The organism is Ruegeria sp. ANG-S4, assembly GCF_000814005.1.
In the GTDB taxonomy this organism is placed as follows: Bacteria; Pseudomonadota; Alphaproteobacteria; order Rhodobacterales; family Rhodobacteraceae; genus Ruegeria.
On sequence record NZ_JWLK01000005.1, the window covers coordinates 25,446 to 40,695 of the forward strand.

General features: G+C 58.3%; 15 protein-coding genes. 4 read left to right on the forward strand and 11 right to left on the reverse strand.

Features of this window, described 5'->3' with window-relative positions; translation table 11 throughout:
- Positions 1-2 precede the first annotated feature (2 nt).
- Positions 3-1,319, forward strand: a complete 1,317-nt coding sequence (locus tag RA28_RS13155; RefSeq protein ID WP_039529618.1) for an MATE family efflux transporter — start codon at positions 3-5, stop codon at positions 1,317-1,319.
- On the opposite strand, the gene arsC is transcribed toward RA28_RS13155, so the two are convergent.
- Genes arsC through RA28_RS13175 form a run of 4 tightly spaced genes read right to left on the reverse strand, consistent with a single transcriptional unit; the run spans position 1,316 to position 3,475 of the window.
- Positions 1,316-1,657, reverse strand: a complete 342-nt coding sequence (arsC, locus tag RA28_RS13160) for an arsenate reductase (glutaredoxin) (RefSeq protein WP_039529620.1) — start codon at positions 1,655-1,657, stop codon at positions 1,316-1,318. The genes RA28_RS13155 and arsC overlap by 4 nt on opposite strands.
- Positions 1,654-2,712: a quinone-dependent dihydroorotate dehydrogenase gene (locus RA28_RS13165; RefSeq protein WP_039529622.1), complete on the reverse strand. Its 1,059-nt coding sequence runs from the start codon at positions 2,710-2,712 to the stop codon at positions 1,654-1,656. The genes arsC and RA28_RS13165 overlap by 4 nt, the downstream gene beginning before the upstream one ends.
- Complete coding sequence (locus tag RA28_RS13170) at positions 2,709-3,140, reverse strand: DUF1330 domain-containing protein (protein WP_039529625.1); 432 nt, start codon at positions 3,138-3,140, stop codon at positions 2,709-2,711. Before RA28_RS13170 ends, RA28_RS13165 begins: the two co-directional genes overlap by 4 nt.
- Positions 3,137-3,475 carry a DUF952 domain-containing protein gene (locus tag RA28_RS13175; RefSeq protein ID WP_039529627.1) on the reverse strand — a complete coding sequence of 113 codons (339 nt, stop codon included), beginning with the start codon at positions 3,473-3,475 and terminating at the stop codon, positions 3,137-3,139. Before RA28_RS13175 ends, RA28_RS13170 begins: the two co-directional genes overlap by 4 nt.
- A gap of 110 nt (positions 3,476-3,585) precedes the next feature.
- Between RA28_RS13175 and RA28_RS13180 the strand changes: the two genes are divergently transcribed.
- From RA28_RS13180 to mnmH, 3 genes are all read left to right on the forward strand, one after another.
- On the forward strand, positions 3,586-5,169 hold the full coding sequence (locus RA28_RS13180; RefSeq protein WP_039529629.1) for a bifunctional metallophosphatase/5'-nucleotidase: 1,584 nt from the start codon (positions 3,586-3,588) through the stop codon (positions 5,167-5,169).
- A 153-nt stretch (positions 5,170-5,322) separates the two neighbouring features.
- On the forward strand, positions 5,323-5,991 hold the full coding sequence (locus RA28_RS13185) for an SOS response-associated peptidase (protein WP_039529632.1): 669 nt from the start codon (positions 5,323-5,325) through the stop codon (positions 5,989-5,991).
- A gap of 42 nt (positions 5,992-6,033) precedes the next feature.
- Positions 6,034-7,086, forward strand: a complete 1,053-nt coding sequence (mnmH, locus tag RA28_RS13190; protein ID WP_039529635.1) for a tRNA 2-selenouridine(34) synthase MnmH — start codon at positions 6,034-6,036, stop codon at positions 7,084-7,086.
- On the opposite strand, the gene selD is transcribed toward mnmH, so the two are convergent.
- From selD to RA28_RS13225, 7 genes are read right to left on the reverse strand one after another with little or no spacing between them, the layout of a single operon-like run.
- Positions 7,077-9,236, reverse strand: a complete 2,160-nt coding sequence (selD, locus tag RA28_RS13195; RefSeq protein WP_039529637.1) for a selenide, water dikinase SelD — start codon at positions 9,234-9,236, stop codon at positions 7,077-7,079. The two genes, mnmH and selD, sit on opposite strands and share 10 nt — an antisense overlap.
- Before the next feature lie 5 nt (positions 9,237-9,241).
- A complete protein-coding gene (locus RA28_RS13200) occupies positions 9,242-9,628 on the reverse strand; it encodes a Na+/H+ antiporter subunit G (protein WP_039529641.1) in 387 nt (128 codons plus the stop codon).
- A gap of 7 nt (positions 9,629-9,635) precedes the next feature.
- Positions 9,636-9,905, reverse strand: coding sequence for a K+/H+ antiporter subunit F (locus tag RA28_RS13205; RefSeq protein ID WP_039529644.1), 270 nt, complete (start codon positions 9,903-9,905; stop codon positions 9,636-9,638).
- On the reverse strand, positions 9,902-10,399 hold the full coding sequence (locus RA28_RS13210) for a Na+/H+ antiporter subunit E (protein ID WP_039529648.1): 498 nt from the start codon (positions 10,397-10,399) through the stop codon (positions 9,902-9,904). Before RA28_RS13210 ends, RA28_RS13205 begins: the two co-directional genes overlap by 4 nt.
- The gene (locus RA28_RS13215; protein ID WP_039529652.1) at positions 10,399-11,943 is read right to left on the reverse strand and encodes a monovalent cation/H+ antiporter subunit D; all 1,545 of its coding nucleotides are present in this window, start codon (positions 11,941-11,943) and stop codon (positions 10,399-10,401) included. The genes RA28_RS13210 and RA28_RS13215 overlap by 1 nt, the downstream gene beginning before the upstream one ends.
- Positions 11,940-12,299: a Na+/H+ antiporter subunit C gene (locus tag RA28_RS13220; protein WP_039529655.1), complete on the reverse strand. Its 360-nt coding sequence runs from the start codon at positions 12,297-12,299 to the stop codon at positions 11,940-11,942. Before RA28_RS13220 ends, RA28_RS13215 begins: the two co-directional genes overlap by 4 nt.
- Positions 12,299-15,169: a monovalent cation/H+ antiporter subunit A gene (locus RA28_RS13225; RefSeq protein WP_039529657.1), complete on the reverse strand. Its 2,871-nt coding sequence runs from the start codon at positions 15,167-15,169 to the stop codon at positions 12,299-12,301. Before RA28_RS13225 ends, RA28_RS13220 begins: the two co-directional genes overlap by 1 nt.
- Positions 15,170-15,250: the final 81 nt, after the last annotated feature.

Consider the following 15,250-nt stretch of genomic DNA (forward strand, 5'->3'; position numbering starts at 1 on the left):
CGATGCAGGACGCATCTGCGCCCATCACCCACCGCCGGGTGCTAAAAATCGCGGCTCCGATTGTTCTGTCGAACGCAACGGTTCCAATTCTTGGCGCGGTGGACACGGGTGTCGTCGGGCAATTGGGGCAGGCGGCGCCGATCGGCGCGGTCGGCATGGGCGCGGTCATTCTGGCGACGATTTATTGGGCTTTTGGCTTTCTTAGAATGGGCACAACCGGGCTGGCTGCCCAAGCGCGCGGCGCGGGCGACACGGCAGAAACCGGCGCCTTGTTGATGCGCGGATTGCTGATTGGTGGCGCTGCGGGCTTATTCTTCATCCTGACGCAGGTTTGGGTTTTCTGGGGAGCGTTTGCCTTGTCCCCGGCCAGCCCCGAAGTCGAAGCACTGACACGCAGCTATCTTGAAATCCGCATCTGGGGTGCCCCGGCGACAATCGCTCTGTATGCCGTGACTGGTTGGTTAATCGCGGTCGAGCGAACAAAGGGCGTATTCGTCCTGCAAGTCTGGATGAACGGGTTGAACATTTTGCTCGACCTTTGGTTCGTTCTTGGTTTGGGTTGGGGCGTCGAAGGCGTCGCAATTGCAACGTTGATCGCTGAATGGACTGGCTTGGCACTCGGCCTCTGGCTGTGCCGAGACGCGTTTGGCGGCAACCAATGGCGGGACGGACGTCGTATTTTTGATGCCGCACGCTTGCGTCGGATGATGCAGGTCAACGGCGATATCATGGTGCGTTCGGTGCTGTTGACCGGCGCGTTCACCACCTTTCTCTTTGTCGGTTCTGATCTAGGCGACGTCAATCTGGCGGCAAACCAGGTGCTGCTGCAATTTCTGGAGATCACTGTATTCGCCCTGGATGGATTTGCCTTCTCGGCCGAAGCACTGGTGGGCGGGGCGGTCGGCGCAAAAGATCGCGCACGGGTCCGACAAGCCTCGGTCATGGCGTCCCAGTGGGGTGTCGGCGGTGCCATACTTCTGGCCATTTTGTTTTTCGTGGGCGGGCCAGCGCTGATCGACCTTATGGCGACATCACCGGACGTCAGAGCAGCTGGTCGAGAGTATTTGTTCTGGGCGGCTCTGGGACCAGTGATCGGGGTCGCCAGTTGGATGTACGATGGCGTCTACATCGGTGCGACCTGGACGCGCGAAATGCGCAACGCAATGATCCAGTCAGTTGCTGTCTATGTTGTTGCGCTGGTAATTTTGGTTCCGATCTACGGGAATCATGGCCTTTGGGCTGCCTTGATGGTTTTGAACATTGCGCGCGGCGTCACAATGGGATGGCGGTATCGTCGACTTGAGGCACAAATCGGTTAGAGCAGGGACAGCAAGTTTTCAGGTGGCCGCCCGATCACGGCTGCATTGTCAGTGATCGCCACCGGTCGTTCGATCAGGATCGGGTTTTCGGCCATCGCCCGGATCAGATCCGTTTCGGGAGTTGCTTTCGAAAGACCCAGTTCCTTGAACCGTTTCTCACCCGTTCGCATCATCTGGGCTGCGGACAATCCGAGCTTGGACTGGACAGCCAGAAGTTCAGCCTCGGTCGGCGCATCTTCCAAGTACTTTCTGACTTTGAGCTCCGCGCCTTTTTCCTCCAGCAAACCCAGCCCGGTCCGGGATTTGGAGCAGCGCGGATTGTGCCAAAATTCGATCACAGCCAGTCCTCTCGTTTGCTGCCCACGGCCTGAGCCACATTGTCGAAACCGTCCTGTTCCAACAATCTGTCCAGACCTTTGGCGATCTTTGCGGCAAGGGACAGTCCACCATAGACCATCGCCGTGTAGAATTGCACTGCGGAAGCGCCCGCGCAGATCTTGTCGTAGGCCTGCTGGGCCGAGCTGACGCCGCCGACGCCGATCAGGGGGACCTGCCCGTCGGTCACCCGGCTGAGATGCGCCAGAACGCGGGTTGATTTTTCGAATAACGGAGCGCCGGACAAGCCACCCGCCTGGTCCTTGTGCCCGCTGCGCAATCCGTCGCGCGACAGTGTCGTATTGGTTGCGATCACGGCGTCGACCCCGGTTTCCCGCGCCACGTCGGCAATATCGCTCAACTCGGAATCCGTCAGATCGGGCGCGATTTTAAGGAAGATGGGCATCGGTCTCGACAGTGCATTGCGCGTTTCCGTGACGCCACTCAGCAACGCGGTAAGCGCAGCTTTCCCTTGCAAATCTCGCAACTTTTCCGTGTTGGGAGAAGAGACATTGACCGTTGCGAAATCAAGGTATTCCGCGCAATGCGCCAGAACCTCGGCAAAGTCACCCGGGCGGTTGTCGCTGTCCTTGTTGGCACCCAGGTTCAGCCCGATCACGGCATCCTTGGGGCGGTTGGCCAGACGCCGGGCCATCACCTCCATCCCCTCGTTATTGAACCCAAAGCGATTGATCGCGGCGGCATCTTCGGTCAAGCGGAAAAGACGCGGTTTTGGGTTGCCGGGTTGGGGCCTTGGGGTCACCGCCCCGACTTCGATAAATCCGAACCCAGCGCGGGAAAGCGGGCCGATGACTTCGCCATTCTTGTCGAATCCGGCGGCAAGCCCGATTGGGTTTGGCAAGTTCAAACCTGCGAGTTGGATGGTCAGCCGAGGCGACGTCACAGGCCCGGCCAAAGGGGCCAACCCCGCCTTAAGCGCCTTGATCGACAACCCATGTGCCGTTTCAGGATCCAGCCGATGCAGCGCGGCCAACCCCAGTTTCTCGGTCAGTTTCATCCGAACGACGTCCCGCTTTGGCCTGGCGCGCAGCGGATCAGGCGTGAAGTTTCAACGGCGGCCTGACGATGCACCACAGCCTTTTGGTAGACAGGGTCGGTGACCATCTCAAGAAACGCATGCGCTGTCGGGTACCGCGCAACGAATACCTCGTCCCAGGTTTCGTTGTCAGGCCCGATCAACAGCGTCTGGAACGCGCCCCGCCACAGGATCGACGCGCCGAGACGGGCAATGATCGGCGCGGTATCCCTGCCATAGTTGCGATACGCTTCGGCACCGGTCAGGCCGGCTTTGGCCAATTCATGCCCGGCTGGATAGGCAGCCTTGTCGCGAAAACGAACAAGGTTCAGCATCTCGATCGGGTGGTCTCGATCCAGGCTCTTGAAGGCGTTGAACTGTTCGCGCTCTGGGTCGATGAAACCGGTCATTCCATGTCCTCTGGGAAGACATGCACTTGCCCGTCAAACGGCAGGTCCCGCGCCCAGACCACGTCGGACAATCGAATCTGGCGATAGAGATGCGGGAAAAGCGCCCCGCCGCGCGAAGCCTCCCATTTCAGATCGGCGCCCATCCTGTCGGTGTCGCAGGCGCACAGTTTCAGATCGGGAATGTCAGAGAAGTATTTCTGCGCCGTTTCCGCAACCTGTTGCGCGGTTGAGAAATGGACGTATCCGTCCGTAACATCAATTGGCGCACCGTCCGAGGCACCGTCGGCCTCAAGTTTGGCCCACTCAGCGGCCCGAAAAATCTTGTAGATCAGCATGGCCCCGTGATGCCTTGGGCAGGGGGCAGAATCAAGTCGGATTTCCCCCTTTGACTCTTTGTCTTTGGCAGCGCACGATCCAACCCAAATACAATACAGGGAGATTCAAGATGTTTACGCGTTTACTGACATCGGTGGCTGCGCTGGGCCTGACCGCGGGCATGGCTGCTGCCGAATTCAAGCTGACAATCCTTCACACCAATGACCTCCACAGCCGGATCGAGTCGATCAACAAATACGATTCAACCTGCAACGCAGAGGATGAAGCCGCAGGCGAATGTTTCGGCGGTGTCGCGCGCCTGAAAGCGCTGGTTGATGCCAAGCGCGGCGAGTTGGCGGACGAAAACGTGCTGCTGTTGGATGCAGGCGACCCGTTTCAGGGATCGTTGTTCTATACCACCTATAAAGGCGCCGCCGAGGCCGAGTTCATGGAGGCCATAGGCTATGACGTCATGGCTGTCGGAAACCACGAATTTGACGACGGACCCGCGGGACTGGCCACCTTTATCGACGCGGTTAGCTTTCCGGTGATTTCTGGCAACCTTGATCTGTCATCCTCGGCAGAGCTGAAGGATAAGGTTCTGAATCATGTCGTTCTGGACGTCGGTGGTCAGAAAGTAGGAATAATTTCTGCTTTGGCCACGGATACGGTGGACACGTCCAGCCCTGGCAAGGATGTCGTTTTTCAGGATGAGATCGAAAGCCTGAAAGCAGATGTTGCTTCCCTGCAGGAAGAAGGTGTCGATATCATCATCGCACTGAACCACGTTGGCCTCGCAAAGGACATCGAGATCGCGGAACAGGTGCCCGGTCTTGATCTGGTCATAGGCGGCCATTCGCATTCGTTGCTGTCCAACACGCAGGAGGGCGCCTCGGGCGCGTATCCCATGATGGTTGGCGATGTGCCGGTGGTGCAGGCTTACGCGTATTCCAAGTATCTGGGCGAAGTTACCCTGACCTTCGACGATGACGGCAACCTGGTCTCGGCCGAGGGCGAGCCGATCCTGCTGGACGCTTCGGTTACACCGGACGCCGACATTGCCGCGCGCGTTGCGGAAATGGGTGCGCCGATCGAAGAAATGAAGCAGCGGGTGGTGGCCAATTCTGCCGCAGCAATCGAGGGTGACCGTGCCGTCTGCCGTATACAGGAATGCGAAATGGGCAACCTTGTCGCCGACGCAATGCTGGATCGCGTCGCGGATCAGGGCGTGCAGCTGGCGATTGCCAACTCGGGTGGTCTTCGTGCCTCGATCGATCCGGGCGAGGTGACGATGGGCGAGGTTCTGACCGTGCTTCCGTTCCAGAACACGCTTTCGACCTTCGAAATCAGCGGCCAAGGCGTCATTGACGCGTTGGAAAATGGCGTCAGTCAGGTGGAAGAGGTCAAGGGTCGGTTCCCGCAAGTTGCCGGTATGACCTTTACCTGGGACCCTTCGGTCGCCCCCAATGAAGGTCGCATTGTCGAGGTTCTGGTTGCCAAGGGTGATGGGTTCGAACCGATTGATCCTGCCGCGACTTATCTGGTTGTGACCAACAATTATGTGCGCAACGGCGGTGACGGTTACAAAATGTTCGAAGGTGATGACAAGAACGCCTATGATTTTGGCCCCGATCTGGCGGATGTAACGGCCGAGTATCTGGCTGAAAACGCGCCTTACGAACCCTATCTGGACGGGCGCATCAAGCAGAAGTAATCAAGCTTGGATTTTCGTCTTGAGGGCCGCCCAACTTGGGCGGCCTTCTTATTCTCGTGTGCCAACATAAGGCTTTGCCGTTTCGCGGATTCGCTGATTTACTTCTCGAGAGCGTTTGCGTCGATAAACCAATAGGAAAGAGAGCTCGAACCAATGTGCGGACGGTTTGCGGTCACCCTTCCGAACGACGCGATGGCGCAGCTTTTTGCAGCGCGGCCTGCGAATGATCTGCCCGCAGTCCCGAACTACAATGTTTGCCCGACAAATCAGGTACACGTCGTGCGCGCGGGCGATGGGGGGCGCAAACTGGACGCCTTGCGCTGGGGGTTCCTGCCGCATTGGTATAAATCCGAAACCGCCGGGCCGTTGCTGATTAACGCGCGCGCTGAAACGCTGGCCGAAAAGCCGGCCTTTCGCGCCGCCTGCAGGGAAAGGCGCTGCCTGATCGTGGCCACCGGGTTTTATGAATGGACGAAGACCGAAGATGGCGAACGATTGCCCTGGTACATCCATCGTCGCGACGGCGCAGCAATTGCATTTGCAGGTGTCTGGCAGGATTGGGGTTCCGATGCGGCGCGCAAGGGGACCTGTGCCATTGTGACGACTGCGGCCAACAAGAACCTTGGCAGCATTCACCATCGCATGCCGTTGATCCTTGATCCCGGCGACTGGGCGCTTTGGCTTGGCGAGGCGGGCAGGGGCGCGGCCACTCTGATGCAACCGGGTCCGGAAGACGCGCTTGTTTTTCATCGCGTCGGTCGCGCGGTCAACTCAAATCGCGCCAAAGGTCCCCAACTGATCGAGCCCGACATCAGTGTCTGACAACGTCTTTCATTTCATTTCCGACCGCGATACAGGACAGGCATGGCCCTGAAATTCTCGACCTTGCCGCAGCTATACGCGCACGGCTTTGACACGATCATAGACGTGCGCAGCCCAGCAGAATATGCCGAGGATCACCTGCCCGGTGCGATCAACCTGCCAGTCCTCAGCAACGAAGAACGCGCGGAGGTTGGCACCATTTATGTGCAACAAAGCCCGTTTCTTGCCCGAAAGCTTGGCGCGGCGCTGGTTTTTCGCAATGCGGCCAATCACATCGAACAACGGCTCAGCCATCATGAGGGAGGATGGAGCCCGCTGGTCTACTGCTGGCGTGGTGGGCAAAGATCCGGTGCGTTCACGTGGATGCTTCAGCAGATCGGTTGGCGAGCCGATGTGGTCGAAGGCGGCTATCGTGCCTACCGACGTTTGGTAAAAACGTTTTTGTATGATGGCGCGTTGCCGCATCGCCTCGTGGCGCTGGATGGCTATACCGGTACGGCCAAAACCGAAATTCTGGCGCAGTTGCAAAGCCGCGGTGTTCAGGTGTTGGATCTTGAAGGTTTGGCGAACCATCGCGGCTCGCTGCTGGGCGAAATGAAGGGCGGGCAACCCAGCCAAAAAGCGTTCGAGTCTGCTTTGGCCGCAGCTTTGTGCAAACTTGACCCGACTATTCCCGTCGTGGTCGAAGCAGAGTCGTCCAAGATCGGAAGCTTGATCCTGCCGCCCAGTTTCTGGACCGCGCTGTGCGTTGCGCCACGCGTTCAGATTTCTGCACCGATTGAGGCGCGGGTCACTTATCTTGTCGAGGCCTATGACGACATTCTTTCAGACAGCGACAGGTTGCGGGACCGGTTGTCGCCGCTGCGCTTTCATCGCGGGCATGCGGTCGTGGACCGATGGCTGAAACTTATCGAGGCTGATGACAAAAAATCACTCACCCGCGCGTTGATGGAGCAACATTATGACCCGGCCTACGCCAAATCCCGTCGCGCCCATGGTGCCGAAGTGATTGCGCAGGTTAGCGTGGCCGCGCTGGATTGCAGGGGCCTTGCCGATGCCGCGGCGCGTATCGAAAAAATTCTGGATCAGTTTTGAACCGTAAGGCCCGGTATGTCGGTCAAATGACCAATGATTGCAGCCGGATAACCTGCGTCTTTTAAGTCTTTCAAATCACCAGCAGCTTGATCCGCGGCCACGGCCGCCAGCAACCCGCCCGCGGTTTGTGGATCGAACAATATACGTGCCGGGCCAACGTCCGGCAGTTCGGGTGCAAGCCGACGGTTGTCGTCAAAAATCGTCGACCGGACGCCCTGTGCGCTTAAGTCCAAAGCGCCGGGCATGAGCGGTATGGCATCAATATTCAATGTTGCTCCGCACCCTGATGCCGCGCAGATGCCCTTCAGGTGTCCAGCTAGCCCAAAGCCCGTTACGTCGGTCATCGCATGCGCGTTTGCGAGAATTCGCGAGGCTTCGCCTTGCGGTTGGATCATCAGGTCGAATGCTGCGGCGACCCAGGCCCCATCGGCCTGACCCGCCATCTCGGCGGCCATCAGGGTGCCGCTGCCCAATGGTTTCGTCAGGATAAGTGCGTCGCCGGGCCGCGCGCCTGATAATGTGATCGGGTCTTTGTCGCATAAGCCGGTCAGCGTAAAGCCGATTGTCATCTCGTCACCGATGGAGCTGTGCCCGCCGACGATCTCGGCGCCTGCCGCGCGCATGACATCGCCTGCCGCGGTCATGATCTCGGCCATGGTGCGGCGTTGCAGTTCAGGCGACATTCGCGGCAGGATGATCGTGGCCGTTGCCGCCTGTGGCTTGGCGCCCATCGCCCAGATATCGCCGAGTGAGTGAACTGCGGCGATACGCGCCATCATTACAGGATCGGGCGTCATGCTGCGCAGATGGTCTGACGTCATCACTTGCCGTACGCCGCCCGTAGTTAGCAAGGCGGCATCGTCCCCCGGAAGTGGCGATATATCGCTTCGGTCGGGTTCTGGAAGCTTGCTTAAGGCATCTAGCAACGCATCTCGCCCGACCTTGGCGCCGCAGCCGCCGCACATTGGCTTGTGACCCACCGCCTCGGCCAGACCTGCCGCGTGTGCTTTGGGCAGAGCGGGGGCTTTCATTTGCGGCAGATTTCGAAACTTGCTCATAAATCCTTGGTCGATGTGGTTCTTCCACGCCCACATCGCCCGCCCGCTGAACGCGGTTCCAAGCCGTTCGGCAAGCGCGGATTTTCTGCCCAGAGAGATGAGTTTCAAATAGTCTTTCTGGGGCACGTAGCGTCGAAGTCTCCCGGCCCCCAACGCAGCACGCAAGTTGTCAAACAGAACAGGCGCTTCCCGGACCGCGTAGACACCTGCCTTGGGGCGCGGGTTTGCTGCAAGATGGGCGCAGTCCCCGGCGGCAAAGATCGCGGGATCGCTGGATTGCAGGTATTCGCTGACCTGAACGTAACCATCCTGCAATGTAAGCCCCGTGTTTGCGATCCACTCGTAAGGGCGCGCGCCAGCTGCGCCAGTAACGAAATCGGCCTCGATCTTGCGACCGTCTTGAAGCCAGACACCGTCGTCGCAAATTCGGTCAATGGACGCGCGTTCAATCACCGCGACCCCTAAATCCATCATGGTATTGCGAATAGTTGCCACCGCTTTGGGGACAAGGGTCGTCAGGATGTCCGCGTTGTCGATCAGAGTGATGTGTGCCGGGTGGCCTTTGCTTCGCAAGGCGTACGCCATCGCCATGGCCAATTCCGCGCCGGCGACGCCGCCGCCTATCACTGCGACCGATGCGGGACGTTCGCCGGCAAGATATGCGGCCCATCTGGCAGCAAAGGACCCAAGCGGTTTTGCAGGCACGGCATGGTCCGCAAACCCGGGCAAGTCCGGCATGCCCGACGTGATGCCAACGTTGATCGAAGCCACATCAAAGGCCACCGGCGGGTATCCGGGCACATTTATGTGCCGGGTTTCTGCGTCTATTCCCTGCACCGCGCCAAGGATTATGCGAGCCCCGGCAAAGCGGGCCAGTTTAATCAGATCGATATCCAACTCGGAGCGTTCGTAGTGACCTGCAACGAATCCCGGGAGCATGCCGGAATAGGGCGCGGTTGGTCCCGGGTTGATCACTGTCAGTCTCGCGCCGGGCAATGGGTTCATCCCCCATTTCTTCAGAACCAGAGCGTGCGTGTGCCCCCCGCCAATCAAAACCAGATCGCGGGTCAGAGGCAGCGGCGGTGTGTGCATCGTGTTCAGTTCGTGCTGTGATCAGGTACGTCCTCGACCTGTTCGACCGCGTGCGTGGCCCAAAGTTCATCCTCGCACGCGTCCGGCAGATCGCTGGGCTTTTCATGACGGTGAATGTGCCATTTGGCAATGAACAGGGCCGTGATCGGCGCGGTCAGGAACAGGAAAAGGGTAATCAGCAACTCGTGCAAGGACAGGTGTTTTTCGATCAGAACGGAATGGAAAATAGATGCCAGAAGCACACCCCCGACACCCAGTGTCGTCGCCTTGGTTGGCGCGTGCAGGCGGGACATCGGGTCCTTGAGCTTGATCATTCCGAACGAGCCGACAAAGCCAAAGATGCCGGACACAATCAGGAAGAAAGAGATCAATAATTCGAAAAGGAACGTCATGTCGGCCTCATTCGATAATATTGCCGCGCAGCATGAAACGCGCGTAGGCCACGGTTGAAACGAAGCCCAGCATCGCGATGATCATCGCGGCTTCGAAGAAAATTTCGGTGCCTTGCCGTATCCCGTACAGGATCAAAAGGGCGATCGTATTGATGACCATCGTGTCCAGCGCCAGAACGCGCGTTCCGACGCCATCGGCGGTAATGATCCGCCAGAGACACATCATGATCGCAGCGCCAAAACAGGCGAAGGCAAAGTAGATTGCATATTCGATCATTCGAAAATCTCCTTCAGGCGGCGTTCGTAACGGGTCTTGATCTGCTTGCACACGGCATCGGTGTCCGGCGCATCCAGGCAATGCACCAGCAGGTTATGCCCTTGCGCAGACAAATCGCAGCTGACAGTGCCCGGAGTCATGGTGATCGTTCCGGCCAGAACCGTAATCGCCTCGGGCGTCCGCAATTCGAGCGGAACGCAAACCCAGTTGGGTTGCCGGTCAGCGTCACGTTTGAACAGGATGATACGCGCCACGGTTATGTTGGCTATAACGATGTCCCACAAAACGACCAGAATGTATTCGACCACCATCGGCCAGTTGCGCAGTTTGGGTCGATCCGGCCAATAGGGTTGGGTGATGAACGGGATGATGATGCCCAGAATAAGACCAAAAACCAACGAGTTGAGCGACGGCGAGTTTGCCAGCAGCATCCAGACCACTGTCAGAAGAAAGGTCAGGTGCGGGTGAGGAAATATTCTGTGTAGCAATTTCATTACTCTTCCCTCCCCATGACGGCCGTGATGTATTGATATGGCGTGAACAACTGCTCAGCCGTTTTCCGAGTGTATTCGAGCGCTGGTCCGGCAAACAAGGTCAGCAAGACTAGGCCAAACACCGCTCCGAAGACTGACGTGAAGGCCAGTGCGGGCTGTGGTTCCGGTGCTGATGGCGGTTCATCTTCCTCGCTGTCTTCGTGTTCGGAACGCGTGTCGATTTTTGCGTCGTGGCTTTTCCAGAAAATCAGCGTACCGGCGCGGGCAAGTCCGACGATGGTTACGAAGGAACCGATCAGGATTACGGCCCAGACTGCGTTTGCGTCCGGTGCATCCCGCGCTGCATCCAAAACCAGCAATTTGCCGATAAAGCCGGACAGTGGCGGCATTCCTGCCATTGCGATGGCACCAACGAAAAACAGACTGGAGATCAATCCGCTTTGCGCCATGGGTGGTTTCGGCTCGATCGCGCCGCCCTGGCGTTGCATGACAAGGTCCGCGACCAGGAACATCAGCGCGGTGGCAAGCGTTGAATGGTACACGTAATACAGCGCTGCGGCAGTGGCCGTTTCATCGAACAACGAAATGGCAATCAGCAGCGTTCCCATCGAAGCGATTGCGCAGAACGCCACCATGCGGGCGATGTGTTGCGTTCCAAGAATACCGATCGCACCGACTGCCAAGGTCAGCAGAGCCGCCGGTTGCAACCAATCGCCGATCAACCCGTCTGTCACCGCCACATCCGGGCCGAAGACGAGCGTATAGACACGCAAGATCGAATAGGCCCCGACCTTTGTCATGATCGCAAAAAGCGCGGCCACCGGTAACGGCGCGTTGGCGTAACTTGCGGGCAGCCAGAAATGCAGGGGCAGAACCGCAGCCTTGATGCAGAAGACCAGCAGCAACAGAACCGCGCCGACGCGCAACAAGGCAGTATCTTCAGGCGGAATCTCAGCCACACGGATGGCAAGGTCCGCCATGTTCAGGGTGCCGGTGACGCCATAGATGGTCCCCAGCGCGAACAGAAACAGGGTCGATCCCAGCAGGTTGTAGGTGACATATTGCACCCCGGCTTTCAGGCGCACGGCACCGCCGCCATGCGTCATCAGGCCGTAAGACGCGATCAGAAGAACCTCGAAGAAAACAAACAGGTTGAACGCGTCGCCGGTCAGGAACGCACCGCAAACGCCCATAAGCTGAAAATGAAACAGCGCGTGGAAGTGTTTGCCTCGGTCATCCCACCCGGACCCAATTGCATAAAGGACTATGGGCAGGGCCAACAAAGCAGTCAGCAACACCATCATTGCCGACATACGGTCCAGCACCAGAACGATCCCAAAGGGTGCGGGCCAGTCGCCAAGTTCGTAAACCTGAATGTCCCCGCCAGAGGCCTGCGCCGTGATTGTCAGCGCGATGCCAAGCAAACCGACGACACCAGCGACCGAAAAGATGCGCTGCAGGTCCAGGTGGTACCGCAAAACCATGATAATGAACGGAGCCAGGATCGCGGGCAGGACGATCGGCGCAACGATCCAGTGGTTCATGCGTCTTCTCCCGGCGCGTCCACGCTGTCGCTTGCGCTCATGTCGATATGGTCATCTTTCGCGGACAAATAGGCACTTAATGCAATCATCACGATCACAGCGGTCATGCCGAATGAAATCACAATGGCTGTCAGCACCAGCGCCTGCGGCAGCGGGTCGGTATAGGGAACCTCCTCGTACTTGTTCAGAACGGCCGGGGCGTTCAGGGCCAACCGACCTGTCGCGAACAGGAATACATTCACGGCATAAGTGATAAGAGACAGGCCAAGGATAACCGGGAAAGTGCGGCGGCGCAGGATCAGAAAAATCCCGGCGGCCGTAAGAACGCCCACGGCTGAGGCGACGAGGGCTTCCATCAGGCCTGCTCCTTTTCTTGTTCTTCTTCAGGTGGGGTATCCCGCAGAGGGTTGATATCCATCGGGAACTCCTGCGCCATGCCCGGTTGCCACGCAAACCGCGACAGGCTGTCCAGCGCCAGCATCACGGCACCCAGAACCGCCAGAAACACGCCCGTGTCGAACAACAAGGCGGTGGCCCACTCGAACTCCTCCAGGGGTGGCCAGTGGATGTATCCGAAATCGCTGGTCAGGAACGGACGCTCGTTGAACCACGCACCCAGTCCGGTCGCGGCAGCAATCAGGACGCCCCAACCAATGGTGCCGTGGTAATAGAACCGCTGCCGCTCAATCGCCCAGGTGTAACCGCTGGCCATGTACTGCATCAGGAACGCAATCGCGACGATCAGGCCGGCTATGAAGCCACCGCCGGGCTGATTGTGGCCCCTGAAGAAGATATATGCGCCGACCATCAATGCGATCGGCATCATGACTCGGGTGGCCACAACCATCATCAATGGGTGCGAGTCGCCTGATTGCGGCCAATGCGGCTTGCGGTTCAGCAGGTAGCCGCGCACGTTCGAGCTCAGAACCGCTTCGGTCAATGCAAAGATGATAAGTGCCGCGATACCCAGAACGATGATCTCGCCGAAGGTATCAAAACCCCGGAAGTCCACAAGGATCACGTTGACGACATTGGTGCCGCCGCCACCTTTGTACGAATTTGCCAGATGAAAATCGGAAATCGTCGGGAAGGCGAAGTCGCGCATCATCAACGCATAGATCAGACCACCTGCGCCGATCCCTGCTACGACCGAGATCGCTGCATCCCGCCACCTGCGCGGCGCGGTGCTGTCCCATGGCGTTTCCGTCGGCAGAAAGTTAAGCGACAGCAGCAACAGGATCATCGTCACGACTTCGACCGAAATCTGTGTCAGCGCCAGGTCAGGTGCCGAAAGGTAGTTGAACGCCATCGACACGATCAGACCCACGACCCCAATCAGCACCAGAGACAGCAGGCGGTTTCGGTGGAACCACATGATTGCGACGGTCGCCCCGACCAAACAGATCCAGCCTATGATCGGGATGATTTGGGCAGGTAACGGCACGCGCGTGACGACGCCGATCGACCCGCTGGCATACGCGTAGTACCCAAGCCCCACGGTGAAGGCGACAAGAATGATCGCATAGCGACTGATAACGCCGTTGTGCAGTTCGTCGGTGATCCAACGGCTCAGTTGCGTAAGCGCATGAATGATCGCCTCGAATATGGTTTTTGCTTCTGGGCGGGGCAAAGCGTTCCATAGCTTTTCACCGTGTTTGTGAAGCGACAGCAGGAACAACCCGCCCAAAGTCGCCACGACCGACATGTAAAGCGCGGGCGTGAATCCGTGCCACAGCTTCAGCGAATAGTAGGGCAATTTTTCGCCCCCGATCACCGCGCTGGAGACGACGGCGACCAATGGCCCGACAATCGCCGCGGAATACAGGCCGATCAGAACGACAAGTACAACGAGAAACGCGGGGGCGAGCCAAAGCCCGACCGGCGGGTCGTGCGGTGTATGCGGGTAGTCGTCCCGCTGCGGGCCGAGAAATACATGGCTGATGAACCGGAACGAGTAAGCGGCAGAAAACAGCGCCGCCAACAGTGCCAGACCGGGTACCAGATAGTGAGACTGCAGCCATGTTGTGTGGACGGTTTCCTCCAGCATCATCTCTTTCGACAGGAACCCGTTCAGCGGCGGCAAACCCGCCATCGAAAGCGCAGCGATCGTTCCGATGGTGAATGTAACGGGCATCAGATGGCGCAGACCGCCCAGCCGTTTGATATCCCGCGTCCCGGTCTCATGATCGACGATCCCGGCGGTCATGAACAACGCGGCCTTGAACGTGGCGTGGTTGATGATGTGAAAAATTGCGGCCACGGCCGCGAACTTTGTGCCAAAGCCCAAAAGCATTGTCACCAGCCCCAGATGAGACACCGTTGAAAACGCCAACAAAGCCTTCAGGTCATCTTTGAACAGCGCAATCACCGCACCGATCAGCATTGTCACCAGACCGGTTGTCGCAACGATGTAAAACCAGGCATCTGTTCCGGCCAGCACAGGCCACATGCGGGCCATCAGGAACAGACCCGCCTTAACCATTGTGGCCGAGTGAAGGTAAGCCGACACCGGCGTCGGTGCCGCCATCGCGTGCGGCAACCAGAAATGAAACGGGAACTGCGCAGACTTGGTGAAGCAACCCAGAAGGATCAGGATCAGCGCAGGCAGGTAATATGGCGAGGCCTGGATCAGGTCCTTGTTCCGCAAGATGACGCTCAGATCGTAAGAGCCGACGATATTGCCAAGGATCAGCATCCCCGCGATCATGGCCAAGCCGCCCGAACCGGTGACAGCCAACGCCATGCGCGCGCCCTGGCGACCCTCGGGCAGGTGCTTCCAATAGCCGATCAGCAAGAACGAGCTGAGTGACGTAAGCTCCCAGAAAATAAGCAAAAGCAGGATATTGTCAGATAAAACGATCCCGACCATCGCTCCTTGAAACAGAAGCAGGTAGGTATAGAATTGACCCATCGGATCTTCGCGTGACAGGTAGAAACGCGCATAAAGAATGATCAAAAGACCAATGGCCAAAATCAGCAATGCAAACAGAAAACCTAACCCGTCCAGCATGAAATTTGCGTTCAGGCCAAGCCCGGGTATCCAGTCAAACCGGGCAGTAACGACGTCGCCCCGCATCACGCTTGGGATGTGTATCAGCAGCCCCATCAAGGCCAAAAATGTGGTCAACCCTGCCGCCGACGCTGCTGCGTTCCGGCCTGCCCGTATCAGCAGGGCGGGAAAGACAGCTCCGAGAAAGGGAAGGGCCGCGATAAGGAATAGGGACAAGTGCGATACTCCGGTCTGGGCGGTCAAGGACTTGTCAATTTTGTAAGCATAAATTTCCTGCTGTCCAGATATTGCAAGATT